This window comes from Mycolicibacterium sp. P4_G11 (genome assembly GCF_056555145.1).
The window spans coordinates 394,307-407,146 of record NZ_JBFUJW010000001.1 but is presented as its reverse complement, the minus strand read 5'-3'; the positions used below and the strand labels follow the sequence as shown (position 1 = coordinate 407,146).

The 12,840-nt window shown below is 66.3% G+C and carries 11 protein-coding genes; 5 read left to right on the top strand and 6 right to left on the bottom strand.

Going from position 1 to position 12,840, the window contains the following annotated elements; all coding sequences use genetic code 11:
* Positions 1–4 precede the first annotated feature (4 nt).
* A complete protein-coding gene (locus AC1U2B_RS01955; RefSeq protein WP_480215469.1) occupies positions 5–1,195 on the top strand; it encodes a cytochrome P450 in 1,191 nt (396 codons plus the stop codon).
* A gap of 15 nt (positions 1,196–1,210) precedes the next feature.
* Here the strand turns inward: AC1U2B_RS01955 and dprA are convergent, their stop codons facing one another.
* From dprA to AC1U2B_RS01940, 3 genes are read right to left on the bottom strand one after another with little or no spacing between them, the layout of a single operon-like run.
* Positions 1,211–2,368 carry a DNA-processing protein DprA gene (gene dprA, locus AC1U2B_RS01950; RefSeq protein WP_480215468.1) on the bottom strand — a complete coding sequence of 386 codons (1,158 nt, stop codon included), beginning with the start codon at positions 2,366–2,368 and terminating at the stop codon, positions 1,211–1,213.
* Positions 2,365–3,873 (bottom strand): YifB family Mg chelatase-like AAA ATPase, encoded by a 1,509-nt coding sequence (locus AC1U2B_RS01945; protein WP_480215467.1) that lies wholly within the window; start codon positions 3,871–3,873, stop codon positions 2,365–2,367. Before AC1U2B_RS01945 ends, dprA begins: the two co-directional genes overlap by 4 nt.
* Positions 3,873–4,229 carry a YraN family protein gene (locus AC1U2B_RS01940; RefSeq protein ID WP_480215740.1) on the bottom strand — a complete coding sequence of 119 codons (357 nt, stop codon included), beginning with the start codon at positions 4,227–4,229 and terminating at the stop codon, positions 3,873–3,875. The genes AC1U2B_RS01945 and AC1U2B_RS01940 overlap by 1 nt, the downstream gene beginning before the upstream one ends.
* A gap of 245 nt (positions 4,230–4,474) precedes the next feature.
* Here AC1U2B_RS01940 and AC1U2B_RS01935 point away from each other — a divergent pair, with 245 nt between their 5' ends.
* Together AC1U2B_RS01935 and AC1U2B_RS01930 are read left to right on the top strand one after the other, a co-directional pair.
* Positions 4,475–4,642, top strand: a complete 168-nt coding sequence (locus AC1U2B_RS01935; protein ID WP_197063757.1) for a hypothetical protein — start codon at positions 4,475–4,477, stop codon at positions 4,640–4,642.
* A 151-nt stretch (positions 4,643–4,793) separates the two neighbouring features.
* Complete coding sequence (locus AC1U2B_RS01930) at positions 4,794–6,650, top strand: putative bifunctional diguanylate cyclase/phosphodiesterase (RefSeq protein ID WP_480215466.1); 1,857 nt, start codon at positions 4,794–4,796, stop codon at positions 6,648–6,650.
* Positions 6,651–6,659: 9 nt separating this feature from the next.
* Here AC1U2B_RS01930 and AC1U2B_RS01925 read toward each other — a convergent pair whose 3' ends face one another.
* Both AC1U2B_RS01925 and AC1U2B_RS01920 read right to left on the bottom strand, forming a co-directional pair.
* Entirely contained in the window at positions 6,660–7,331 is a 672-nt protein-coding gene (locus AC1U2B_RS01925) for a class I SAM-dependent methyltransferase (RefSeq protein ID WP_480215465.1), read from the bottom strand.
* Positions 7,332–7,370: 39 nt separating this feature from the next.
* The gene (locus tag AC1U2B_RS01920; protein ID WP_480215464.1) at positions 7,371–9,500 is read right to left on the bottom strand and encodes an Rv1355c family protein; all 2,130 of its coding nucleotides are present in this window, start codon (positions 9,498–9,500) and stop codon (positions 7,371–7,373) included.
* 370 nt (positions 9,501–9,870) lie between these two features.
* Between AC1U2B_RS01920 and AC1U2B_RS01915 the strand changes: the two genes are divergently transcribed.
* On the top strand, positions 9,871–11,235 hold the full coding sequence (locus AC1U2B_RS01915) for a cytochrome P450 (RefSeq protein WP_480215463.1): 1,365 nt from the start codon (positions 9,871–9,873) through the stop codon (positions 11,233–11,235).
* A 99-nt stretch (positions 11,236–11,334) separates the two neighbouring features.
* Here AC1U2B_RS01915 and AC1U2B_RS01910 read toward each other — a convergent pair whose 3' ends face one another.
* Positions 11,335–11,955 carry a TetR/AcrR family transcriptional regulator gene (locus tag AC1U2B_RS01910; protein ID WP_480215462.1) on the bottom strand — a complete coding sequence of 207 codons (621 nt, stop codon included), beginning with the start codon at positions 11,953–11,955 and terminating at the stop codon, positions 11,335–11,337.
* 161 nt (positions 11,956–12,116) lie between these two features.
* Here AC1U2B_RS01910 and AC1U2B_RS01905 point away from each other — a divergent pair, with 161 nt between their 5' ends.
* A complete protein-coding gene (locus AC1U2B_RS01905; protein ID WP_480215461.1) occupies positions 12,117–12,824 on the top strand; it encodes a dienelactone hydrolase family protein in 708 nt (235 codons plus the stop codon).
* The last annotated feature ends 16 nt before the right edge of the window (positions 12,825–12,840 follow it).

The following is a 12,840-nucleotide window of genomic DNA, read 5'->3' as shown; positions in this document are numbered from 1 at the left end:
ATCAATGCGACGCCCACCCGCCGGCCTGCCCAGCTACGAGCCCGACATCTACGCTGTCGACGCCATCACCGACCCCTATCCCCACTACCAGAGGATGCGTGACCTCGGTCCGGTGGTATGGCTGACGAAGCAGCGGGCATATGCGTTGCCGCGCTATGCCGAGTGCAAATCGGTACTACGTGACGACAAGACCTTTCTGTCGGGTCAGGGTGTGGCGCTCAACCCGATCACCAACCGTATGTCGCACGGCACCACACTCAACAGCGACGGCGTCGAGCACGAACAACGCCGCAAGCGGGTCGCGCACCGCATGCTGCCACGTGCTCTGCGCGCCATCAGTGACACCGTCGACGACACGGCCCGCAGCGTCGTCGAGGCAGCGCTCGGCAATGGCGATGTCGACGGTGTCAACGACCTCGCGGCCGCACTACCGCTGGCGGTCGTGCCCGACCTCATCGGCTGGCCGCGCGATCAACGCGGTCACCTGATTACCTGGGCCGGAGCGACATTCGATGTACTCGGCCCGCTCAACTGGCAGGCGATCAAAGCGGTACCCAACACCCTGCTCATGCTGCGCTTCGCTCGGCGCGTGGTTCGCGAGCGGAACGTCATCGAGGGCAGCATGGCCGATGAGCTACTCGCCGCGGCGGACGAAGGCCAACTGGCGTACGACGAATGCCCGCCGTTGCTCGTCGACTACATCGCCCCGTCGATCGATACCACCATGAGCGCCATCTCCAACGCGTTGTATCTCTTCGCCAGTCACCCCGACCAGTGGCAACTACTCAAGGATGAGCCCGGCCTCATGGCGAACGCCGTCAATGAGATCGTCCGCTACGAGCCACCGCTGCGGGCCTTCGCGCGGTGCACGGCGCAGCAGACCGAAATCGCCGGAGTGTCAATCCCTTCTGGTGCACGAGTCCTGGTGATCTATGCCTCCGCCAACCGCGACGAACGCGAATGGGAAAACCCGGCGGTCTTCGACATCCGACGTGACGCCGGCCGCCACGTCGGTTTCGGACAGGGTGCGCACGCGTGCGCCGGGCAGGCCCTGGCCCGCTTGGAAACAACGGCGATGTTGCGGGCGCTGCTCGAGCGCGTGGAGCGGATAGAGCTCACCGGCACACCCAAATGGGCGGTCAACAACATCATCCGCCGCCATGAACGATTGCCTCTCAAGCTGATTGCCACCTAGCCGCGCGTAACCGCTTCAGCGGACTGCCTTGGCGTTGCCGCCGGTGTCCCTCCTGATCCGCCACCGCCCGTCCTGCTTCTCGACCAGACCACTGATCTCCAGCAGTGCCAGTGGCCCGAGCACGCGTTCGGGAGGTAGCGCCGCGCCGATCGAGATCTGTTCCAGGCTGCGGAATCCGCGCGCCGGCAGCGCCTCGTAGACCTGGAGCTGGTCAGGCGTCAGATCGTCCAGCGGCGTCTCTGGGTGCTCGGGTTCGTCGGCGAGTTCGCCCATCCGGCCGATCAATTCGACGATCTGCTCCGCCCGGTCGACCAAGGTCGCACCGCTACGCAGCAAGACGTGACACCCCGCCGAGGCGGCCGAGGTCACCGGGCCTGGCACCGCACACACCTCGCGGCCCATCGCGCGCGCCCAGGCTGCCGTGTTGGCCGCGCCACTGCGCAGCCCCGCCTCCACCACCACCGTGGCACCAGACAGGGCCGCCACCAACCGGTTACGGGTCAGGAACCGGTACCGCGTCGGCCGCTCCCCCGGCGGATACTCACTGAGCAGCAGCCCGGACGTGGCGACGCGGTGCAGCAGCGCGGAATGCCCGGAGGGGTACGGCACATCGACACCACCGGCCAACACCGCCACGGTGACGCCGTCTGATGCCAGTGCGGCTCGGTGCGCCGCTCCGTCGATGCCATAGGCCCCGCCGGACACCACCGCGGCGTCGCGTTCGACGAGTCCCGCCGCGATCTCGGCGGTGACATGCTCACCGTACGACGTGCACGCCCGGGTGCCGACGATCGCCGCCGCACGTTCGGCGACATCATCCAACCGGGCCGGACCCAGAGCCCACAGCACCATGGGCGGATAGCCGGATGGCCGCTCCATCACCGCTTGGTTCGCGAAACCGACGAACGACAGGTACGGCCACTCATCGTCATCGGGTGTGATCAGCCGCCCACCCCGACGGTCCAGAATCTCCAAATCCCGAGCGGCACAATCGACCTCTCGCCGGGCGGCCACACTCCCCGTGAGGTCCTTGTCCTCCTGTCCGCGACGGATCATGTCCGCCGCCTCGACAGGACCACAGTCGGCCACCAGCGTCGTCAACCGAGGGCACGGTGGCTCGGCGACCCGCGACAGGTACGCCCACGCCCGTCGTTCCGCATCGTCGGCGCTCATCGCGCATCTCCCTCGCGGAAACTCAATGCCGTACTGACGTCCTCGAGGTTCGGTGAATCTCGGCCGGCCAGATCCGCCAACGACCACGCGACCCGCAGGGTGCGATCGACGCCGCGGATACTCAGCCGCCCGGAATCGAGTGACTTGCGCAGCGGCGCCATGGCGTCCCGGCTCGGACGGAATCTGCGGCGCAGCAGCGGCCCCGGCACCTCCGCGTTGGTCCGCACCCCGACGTCACGCCAGCGCTCGGCCGCAGCCGCGCGGGCCGCCGCGACGCGAGCACGGACATCACTGGTGGATTCCGCGGCGTGGTCGCCGAACGCCCCGGCGAGTACCGGATGCATGTCGACCCGCAGATCGACCCGGTCCATCAACGGCCCGGAGAGTTTGCCCAGATACCGGCGACGATCGGCCGACGGGCACACGCAATCTCTCGGGTTCGGCGGCGCGCACGGGCACGGGTTCGCCGCGAGCACCAGCTGGAAACGGGCCGGATAGCACGCCACGCCGTCGCGTCGGGCCAGCCGAATCTGTCCTTCCTCCAACGGCGTTCGCAAGGCTTCGAGCACGCTGACCCCGATCTCGGCGCATTCGTCCAGGAACAGGACGCCGCGGTGTGACCGGCTGATCGCGCCGGGCCGCGCCATCCCCGAACCACCGCCGACCAACGCCGAGACACTTGACGTGTGGTGCGGCGCGACAAACGGCGGACGGGTGATCAGCGGCGTATCGCCGGTGAGCAGACCCACCACCGAATGGATGGCGGTGACCTCCAACGCCTCGTCGTCGGTCAGGTCGGGCAGCAACCCCGGAAGCCGTTGAGCCAGCATCGTCTTCCCGATCCCGGGCGGCCCGGTAAGCATCAGGTGGTGGGCGCCCGCGGCGGCGATCTCGACCGCCCACCGGGCCTGGGTCTGCCCCACCACGTCCGCGAGGTCGACGCTGTCGTCGGCGGCCGGCGCCGTTGTGTCGACCCGCTCGTCCAGGCCCGCCTTCCCGTTGAGCCAGGCCTGCATCTGCCCGAGTGTGCGGACGCCCCACACCTCGATGCCGTCGACCAGACTGGCTTCGGCCAGATTCTCGGCGGGCACCACCACTGATGGCCACCCCTCACGCTTGGCAGCCATGACGGCCGGTAGTACCCCCTTGACCGGGCGCACCCGACCGTCGAGCGCCAATTCGCCCAGCAGGACCGTCTTTTCGAGCCGTGCCCAGTGCATCTTCAAATGCGCCGACAGCACCGAGGCCGCGATGGCCAGGTCGTACATCGACCCGCCTTTCGGCAAGGTGGCCGGCGACAGCCCGAGAGTGAGCCGTGACATCGGCCAGCTGTTGCCGCAGTTGGTGATCGCCGCCCGGACCCGATCCCGCGACTCCTGCAACGCCGCATCGGGCAAGCCGACCAGATGCACCCCCGGCAGCCCCGAGGTGATGTCCGCTTCGATTTCGACCATGACGCCGTCGAGCCCGCGGATGGCCACCGAGTAGGCCCGTCCGAGCGCCATCAGCCGATGCCCTTCAGGTGCACCAGCTCCGGCTCCCGGCCGCCGAGGCGCACGCCGACCACATCGATCCGAATGTCAGGCCAGTGGGCGTTCTGCTCGGCGAGCCACACACTGGCCAGCCGGCGCAGGCGACGGGCCTTCTCGGGCGTCACCGCTTCCTCTATACCGCCGAACTCCGTGGTGGTGCGGGTCTTCACCTCGACGAAAACCACCGCACTGTGGCCCTTTTCGGTGGCAATGATGTCGAGTTCACCCCACCGGCAGCGCCAGTTGCGGGCCAGGACCGTCATCCCGAGTGAGATCAGGTGGTCGACCGCGAGTTGTTCGCCGAACGCGCCGATCTCAGCCCGGGTCATGCGTGGTGGTGTGTTCATGTCGCCACCGTGGCCAAGGACACCGACAGAACGAGGCGCCCTACACCCCGGATCCGGCGCCCGACAGCCAGTTGTCCACAGTGCGTGATTCATCCACAGGGCGTGTTACCGACTGATTACTGCCGCGAAACGATCAATTGCTGCCAACACCCCATCTGCAGAAATACCCCCGCCCCCCGTCCCGTTGAACCAGGCATCAAAGCTTCAGATACAAGGAGTTGGGGACAATGAAGAAGCTCGGACTGGCCGCACTGGTGGCAAACGGAATGGTGGCTGCGGTGCTCGGACTGGCCGCGCCCGCATCGGCGGACTACTCGCACCACGACTGGGTCAACGACATCCACCCGCGGGCCGAGGCGCCGCAGGTCGACAGCAGCGTGCACCAGAGCCGCTGACTGGCAACAAGATTCGGGGCGCCCCACTCGGGGCGCCCCGTTTTTTGTGTCCGGTGTGTCCGACTCGTGGTTGAACAGCCGCACCAGCTGATGCGGTGAGGCCGAACGGTATTGACGAGTGAAATGCCGATTCGTTGGTTACCGTGATGAAGTGCTCACTGCCCTCAACGAACTAGTCGAGGGGGTCGCCCATACCCTGATGGCCGCTGACGCGGGCAACTACGTCGCGGCCAGCGAGCAAGCCCTGGCTGACGTGGCGGCGCATTTCGGGCTGGACGTCGCGTTTCTGCGGCACAACGACCACACCATTCGCGCCACGATCCTGGTCGCTCAATGGCCGATCAGGACGTACGTCCCGGACCCTGATCCGATCGGAACGGTGTACTTCGAGGACGCCGATCCCGTCTTCGCGATGGCCGAGCACGTCGAAGAACCCGTGATCCTGCGGCCCGCGGCCGAGCCCGACGAATTCCAGCAGCGCATCGAAGAAGGCACCGCCGTCCCCGTCATCTCGATGGCCGCCGTGCCGATGAACGTCGCCGACACGACCACGGGCCCCTCGGGCTTCATCACCACGGGCACACTGGGCTTCATCAAGTATGGCGACCGGCAATGGCTGGACGAGGAGATCACCGCGCTCAAAGTCATCGCCACCATGTTCGCTCACGTGAAAGCGCGGGTTGAAGCACAAGAATCCATCAGACACCTCGCCGAGCACGACGACCTGACCGGCTTGCGCAATCGCCGAAGTCTGCTCGAGCACCTGGAGCATCGGCTTGCGGCAGGCCAGCCTGCCCCTGTCGCGGCGCTCTACATCGATCCCGATCAACTCAAAGCGGTCAACGATCTGCTCGGTCACGAGACCGGGGACCAGGTTCTGGTCGAACTCACGCAGCGGCTACGCGAACACGCCGGCAGCGCGGCCTTTCTGGCTCGCCTCGGTGGGGACGAGATCGTGGCGGTCCTCAACGTGCCCACCGCACTCGCCGACGCCTACAAGTACGCCGAACAGCTGCGTGAGACGTTGGCAGAGCGGCTGATGCTGGGCTCGTCCTACATCAGGCACAGAGTGAGCATCGGCGTTGCCGTAGGGATTCCAGGGACCGACTCGGTGTCTGACCTGCTCAGGTACGCCGAGCATGCGCTGACCGCCGCCAAGGCCGCCGGCGGCAACGCGGTGGTCGCGTTCAGCGACGAGCTGGCGGCGCAGTACTCGCTCCAGACCGACATCGAAGTGCACCTCCAAGACTGCATCGAGAGCGGTGCGCTATTCCTCCAATATCAGCCCGAGGTCGATCTGCGCACTGGCAGGCTTGCCGCGATGGAGGCTATGGTCCGGTGGCACCACCCCACCCGCGGACTCCTACTCCGCGAGGAGTTCATGCCGATCGCCGAGGCCGCCAATTTCGGCGGCGCCGTGGGCCGCGAGGTCATGCGGCTGGCCTGCGCGCAGTTCCAGCGCTGGCGCCGGGCTGGATTGGCACACGACGTGATGCTGCGGGTGAAGCTGTCCCCCGCCCAGGTCGTGACCGACGGGTTCACCGAGCACCTCACCGCGACCCTTACCCGGTTCGACATTCCAGCGGCCGCGCTGTGTTTGGAACTACCCGAAAACCTGCTGGTCACCGAAGCGCAACGCTGTGGCCAAATTCTGCTGGCGCTCAAGAACATCGGGGTGCACCTCGCGTTGGACAACTTCGGCACGGGATACAGCTTCCTGCCCAGTTTGAAAGAGCTGCCCATCGATTCGTTGAAAGTCGGCCGCGCGTTTGTCCAGACGCTCGACCGCGACGGCGAGAATGAGTTGTTCGTCCAGTCGATCGCAGCACTGGCCGACGCGTTCGACCTCGAACTGACCGCGGACGGGCTGGAGACCGAGTCCGCGGCAGAACGCCTCGTCGCAATGGGTTACCGCCGCGCACAAGGACTTCTGGTCTCAGGTCCGGTGGACGCGACCGGCATGGAGGAGCTCCTGAAGGCGCCGGCACTGCGCGCCCGCGCCACCTGAAAAGGCCGCTCAGACCTTCCGCGCGGTGAGCAGCAGGGCCGGCAGCTGAACGCGGCCCACCTCGTCCACCGGGAAGTTGTGCGGCGGCAATCCCGGGATGTCGGGGAGTTTGACGGCCACGAACGAGGGCTGCGTCGTCACCTCGGCCCAGTGCCGAGCAACAGCGTCGCGGACTTCGGCTTCGGTCACCTGGTTGGGGATCGGGCAAGGCGAATCGGCCGGCAATGCGTCCTTGGTGAACACGAGCAGGTAGAGCGCCGCACCGTCGGCCGCGGCGTCGTGGATGCCGCGCAGGTAGTCATCGCGCGCGTCGATCGGCAACGAGTGAAACAGGGTGCAGTCGATGACGGTGTTGAACTTCTCGGTCAGTCCGAGCTCGCCGAGGTGACGGATGTCGCCTTGCCGGAATCGGGCCGTGGTCAGGCCCTGATCGGATGCCGCAGCCGCAGCTTGCTCGATGGCGACAGTCGACAGGTCGACACCGGTGACGTCGTAACCACGCTCAGCCAACGCCAGCGCGACATCGCCGACACCGCACCCAGCGTCCAGCACGGGACCGGTGACCTTCCCGGCCTCGATGAGCGCGAGGATTTCCGGCTGGGCCGCACCGATGTTCCAGGGCGGTGGCCCCATGAAGATCTCGTGGCGGTAGGCGGCATCCCAGTCCATCACTTCGCTCATGGCGACCAGGCTAGTGCGATGTGCACGAGTACTCGCGGGCTACTGGTGTAGCCGGACCCGGTCGGCGCTGCGCCGGCTGGTTACCGCAGCCGGCGCAGCGGTGGTGAGCCGCAGGATCAACGCGATCCTTTCGCCCCCACCGATGCCGGCCAGGTCGAGAAACTCGCGTTGCAGGGTGCCGAGATGGTCGGCGAAGCGCGCCGAGAGTTTGGTGAGGTCGGCAGTGTCCTGCGCAAACAACCAAACCGGCGAGATCGGTTGTACGGCCAGGCCGCGCTGCTGCGCGTGTACCCAGACCGACTCGGCGGCCGATCCACCGACGGCATAGTCCCGCAGCGAGCCGCCGGTGACGGTGACAACGGCCAGTGCCGAGCTGCCGGTGACGCTACTGCGCATCTCATCGCCGAGCGCGTCGCCGGCATTCCAGTCGGCCAGCTGGGCCATCACTTCAGGCCGGCGCAGCAGTTCGAGCATGACCAGACCGCCATCGTCGAAGCCGAGGCTGTGCACATCGATCCCGGCGTCCGGATCGGGATCGCCGGGCCAGCGCAGCTCGGCGATCATCTCTTGATGCAGGTGCGGGGTGAGGAAGCGGATGCGGTCGGAGGCACCCAGAATCTCTGCGGCCGAAGCCAAATCGGCGGAGTCAGTGATGAGCCGCAGGTGCCCACCCTCGCGGTCGGCGGCGGCAGTCAAAGCCCCAGCCACGTCGTCGGTGATCGGCGTGGGAATGCCCTTGCCCCGATTCGTCTCGCGGACCAGCACCGCCTCATACAGATCCGCGAGGTCCTGCGAGCCGCCGGCGCCGTACCAGAGTGTCGCGTGCAGCGGTGACCACGACCCGCTGTGGTGCTCGTCGACGGTCACGGGTCCAAGGATGCCGTGGTGGGCGGCGGCCACCCGCGCGTTGAAAACCGCCGCGCCCACGGCGACAGCGCTGCCCCGGAACCCGACGTCGATTGTCGGACTGTACTGCGGGGCAAGGCAAATGGCGATCTCGTCCTCGCCGGCTTCGATCAACCACGGCTGAACGTTGCCGCCCGACGGGGCGCGCATCGCGGCGACCGCGACCAGACCTGTGACGCTGGAGGCGACGAGTGGTTGTTCCGGCGGCGAGACGGGTCGGGGTGCGGCCATGGCCGGTTCTGCCAACTGGTCGAGGCACGACCCGATGTCGATGCGGCACCGCCCCGAGCGCAGCTCCTCACCAAGCCCGATGCGGCGCACGGCTTCACTGACCGCTGACGCGCCGATGATCACCTCGGAGGCCACCTGCGGCCACGTAGCCAGCGTGCGTTCGAGCTCGATCAGCGAGGCCGCTGTGCGCGGCGAGAGCTTTTCGGCTTCCAGGTGACGCAGGATGTGCGGAATCTTGTCCTTGCTGCTCATGCCCGGCAGTAGGCCGATATCGAGCGGCCCCAAGAGGCCGTGCAGGATCGGGCGGTCGGGCTCGTCGTCGAACCTCTCGACGTCGACGATGCCGCGGTCACTGGTGGCCATCAGCACCGGGATGCGCCGACGCCTGGCGACGACCCGTGCGATGGCCTTGATGTCGAGCGAATCACACTCTTCGACAAGGACATTCAGCCCGTCAAGGAAGTCATCGACGGTCTCGGCGGTCAGGCCGGCGTGGAAAACCTCGACCGGCAGGTAGGGGTCGAGTTCGCTGATCCGGCGCGCGGTGGCCACGGCCTTGTTCAGGCCGAGGTCGAACACGGTGGCCGGTATCCGGTTGAGGTTGGACAGTTCGATCCGGTCGAAATCGGCCAGCCGGAGACGTCCGCAGAGGCCCTGGATGGCCAGGGTGTGGGCGATCACGTGGCCGACGCTCAGGCCGGCGACGCCGACGGTGAGTTCAGCCAGTCGCGTCTGCTCCTCGGCGGTGATGCCATTGCGATTGCGATCCAGGCGCAGGGCGTGGAAACCCCGGGGGCCGAGAACTGAGACGAGGGTTCGCCGCCATGGGTACCAGGCCCAGCGGACCGGTTCCTCCAGGAGCATCGCAGCGGGTTCCGGGCGCAGCCGGCGGAGGTTGGCCAACTCGGCGCCGTGGTGATCGAGGACCTGGTTGTGCGGGTCGGCACTGAGCCGATCGAGTGTGGTCGCGTCTGCCGAATCGGTCGGATCGAGTATTTGCGGACGATATTCGTCCGGGTCAGCTGGATACATTATCGGCTCTCAATTCTGTGCAATGCCTGTCAGCGTTATTCGGGCCGTCTATACCGTGCGGAATGGGCCGTGCGGGGAGTTCGTCGGTGTCGCCGACCAGCCATCGGAGAAACCCGTTGATGTGGGCACTCAAGCACGAATCGACTTGTCCCGCAGCTTCAATCGCGCGCTTACGCAATGCCTCATCGGCGCGATAAATACCGGCAGGCACTCTATGCTGGCTCGGCATTTACTCACTATCGCATAGGTGGATATCCACCGTCGAGACTGATAACGTCGAGCAATAGAAAAATGGCCGTGGCCAGGGGGAATGAATATGTGCGCTACGATGAAATCAATCTCGATCGACGACAACGTCGCAGGTTAAGACGTGGTCGACCAATCGCGCGTTGACGTCGCGTCGCTGCCGCTCCCCCCGATCAACCCGCTGCCCCGCAAGGAACGGCTCACGGCGTGCCGCACCTTCCACACCGGGACCGATATCCTGCGCGACGCCGGCGGCCCGGTCACGCGTTTCACCCTGGCGCCGAGGTGGTTGATGCCTCCCCTGGTCGTGGTCACCTCCCCACAAGGCATCCGGGACACGGTCACGTGCCACGACGGGTCGATCGACAAGACCAGTGACGTGAGCCAGGAACTGGAGCGCATCATCGGCGCCAATCTCTTCGTCGTCGACCACGAGCACTGGAAGCCGCGTCGGCGGACGATCCAGCCCGTGTTCACCAAGCAATCGGTCGCCGAGTTCGGCGGCCACATGTCCGAAGCCGCCGAATCGGTATGCGGCGCTTGGGAAGACGGAGCAGAGGTCGACTTGGACGCCGCCGCCCGCCGCGTCACGATGCGCGCGCTCGGTCAGAGCGTGTTCGGGCTCGACCTGGCCGATCACGCTGAGTCGATCGATGCGCCGATGCGCGTCGCGGTGACCTACGCGGTATCCCGGGCGATCAACCCGGTGAGCCTGCCACGCTGGGTTCCAACCCGCGCGCGCCGGCGTGCGTACGCGGCGGCGTCGACCATCCGCGAGTTCGCACTGGGGGTGGTGCACGCGTGCCGCGACGATCCCGATCGGGACGCGCCACTGGTACGCCATCTGCTCGCGGCGAAAGACCCTGACACGGGTAAGCCGTTGTCGGACAATGATATTGCCAACGAGCTACTGATCTTCATGTTCGCCGGCCAGGACACCACCGCCACCACCATCGCTTACTCCCTGTGGGCGCTGGGCCGCAACCCCGACATCCAGGATCGCGTCCTGCGGGAGGTCTCCCAGTTCGGCGACCGTGACCTGACCCCCGACGATGTGCCGCTGCTGGGCTACACAATCCAGGTGCTCAAGGAGTCGATGCGGTTGTGCCCGCCCGGGGCGACGGGGTCACGCATGGCGGTCAAGGACGTCGAAGTGGCCGGCTACCGGATCCCTGCCGGCACCATGATCGTGATGGGTCGCATGTCGGTGCATCGCGACCCGACCTTGTGGGACCGTCCACTGGTGTTCGATCCCGACCGGTTCACTGAGGAGAACAGCCGGGGTCGCGACCGCTGGCAGTACATTCCGTTCGGGGGCGGCCCGCGCGGCTGCATCGGCGATCACTTCGCCATGCTGGAGGCCACGTTGGCGCTGGCAACGATCGTGCGGCACGCCGAAATCGATTCCCTGGACGACGATTTCCCGATGGTCGCGCCGTTCACGTTGGTCGCGGGCGGGCCCATTCGAGCTCGGGTCAAACTGCGGTGAGCCACCGACCTGGTCATGCGCCAATGATGTGAGCCGGCCGACAACCCCTCGTATGTCGGCCGGCTCATCTGGTGCAGATGGCTCGTGGAAGACCGCGGGCTATTCGTCGGAGCGGAGCTGTCCGTGCCGGATGAGGGCAGTCACCGCCTCGTCCCAGCGGCGCAATTGGTCGGGGTCGAGGAACTTGTCAGGAAGGTGACGCTCGATGTGGTCGCGCAGCAGGATGGTGCCGGCGCGCAGGATGAGCGGCAGGAGCGAGCCCCAGATGGGATCGAGGTCTTCGCGCGTCTGACCACGCTCAGCGAACTGTTGATGCTGGGCCTCGCTGATTGCGAACATGCCATCGAAGATGGTCTTTCCGACCTCGCCCGGCTCGACCAGCTTGAGGCAGATGTACTCGAGCACGTGTGGGGCCTCGACCAGCATGTCGGTGAACTTGCGTCCCATGGCCATGAGCGCTTCGTCTGCCGGCACGTCGGGATTCTGAATTTGGGCGGCCAGGGCATCGATGGCGTGGTCATCGACGGCGGCGACCAACTCGTCTTTGGACTTGAAATGGTGTTGGACCCGCCCGACGCTGACACCGGCAGCATCGGCGACATCCTTCAACGTCGAGGTTCGGATGCCATGGTCGGCGAACACGGTCAATGCGGCCTCGACGATCATGTCTCGGCTGGTGGGCTTGACCGGTTCGCGTCGACGCGTGAACACCGTCTCCATGCGAGTCGACAATACACGAAACTCGTGTCACGATGTGCACATATTGGAAACCAATATTGACCACTTGCTCAGCAATATATAGATATCGGTACGCCGGGTTGCGGAATCAGCCGCAATCCAGCGTCACACCCCGGTCCCACGACACAGCAAACGGACATCGCATGCCAACGATCACCTACCCGGCGCCCAGTGGCCCGATCCCCGGATACCTCGCGGCGCCCGACGGAGCCGGGCCGTGGCCTGCTGTGGTCGTGATCCAGGACGTCCGAGGCCTGACCGCCGACATCCGGCGCAGCGCCGACAGGTTCGCCGCAGCCGGATACCTGGCGCTGGCCCCGGACCTGTACGGCGGCCACCGCCCCAAGATCAAATGCGTCGCGAAAACCATCCGCTCGCACTTCACCGGCGAAGGCCCCGCCTATCACGACATCGAGGCCGCGCGCACGTACCTGCTCGCCGACGCGCGCTGCAGCGGCAAGGTCGGCATCGCGGGGTTCTGCATGGGTGGGGGTTTCGCCCTCGTGGTCGCCTCGCGCGGAGGCTACTCGGCGGCTGCGTCGATGTACGGCCTGGCGCCCGACGACATCGAGACCCTGGAGCGGTCCTGCCCGGTCGTCGCCAGCTACGGGGCCAAGGACCTGATCGTGAAAGCCGGTGCGGCCCAGCAGCTGGAGGCCGTGCTGACGCGCGCCGACATCACCCATGACGTCAAGGAGTACCCGTTGGTCGGTCATGGGTTCATGAATGATTTCGGCCTGCCCCGCGCACTCAAAGGCGTCGAAAGGCTTGTGCGAATGGAGTTCTCGGAACCGGAGTCAGAAGACTCCTGGAATCGGGTTTTCTCATTCTTCAACGACCATCTCACCTGAGAGGTCACCAAGAGAT

Bases quoted from the DNA above. Each gene is read 5' to 3' on its own strand.
- AC1U2B_RS01940 (WP_480215740.1), bottom strand. From the start codon at position 4,229: ATGACCCGGGCTGAGATCGGCGCGTTCGGCGAACAACTCGCGGTCGAC.
- AC1U2B_RS01955 (WP_480215469.1), top strand. From the start codon at position 5: ATGCGACGCCCACCCGCCGGCCTGCCCAGCTACGAGCCCGACATCTAC.
- AC1U2B_RS01920 (WP_480215464.1), bottom strand. From the start codon at position 9,500: ATGTATCCAGCTGACCCGGACGAATATCGTCCGCAAATACTCGATCCG.
- AC1U2B_RS01905 (WP_480215461.1), top strand. From the start codon at position 12,117: ATGCCAACGATCACCTACCCGGCGCCCAGTGGCCCGATCCCCGGATAC.
- AC1U2B_RS01945 (WP_480215467.1), bottom strand. From the start codon at position 3,873: ATGGCGCTCGGACGGGCCTACTCGGTGGCCATCCGCGGGCTCGACGGC.
- AC1U2B_RS01925 (WP_480215465.1), bottom strand. From the start codon at position 7,331: ATGAGCGAAGTGATGGACTGGGATGCCGCCTACCGCCACGAGATCTTC.
- AC1U2B_RS01935 (WP_197063757.1), top strand. From the start codon at position 4,475: ATGAAGAAGCTCGGACTGGCCGCACTGGTGGCAAACGGAATGGTGGCT.
- AC1U2B_RS01910 (WP_480215462.1), bottom strand. From the start codon at position 11,955: ATGGAGACGGTGTTCACGCGTCGACGCGAACCGGTCAAGCCCACCAGC.
- dprA (WP_480215468.1), bottom strand. From the start codon at position 2,368: ATGAGCGCCGACGATGCGGAACGACGGGCGTGGGCGTACCTGTCGCGG.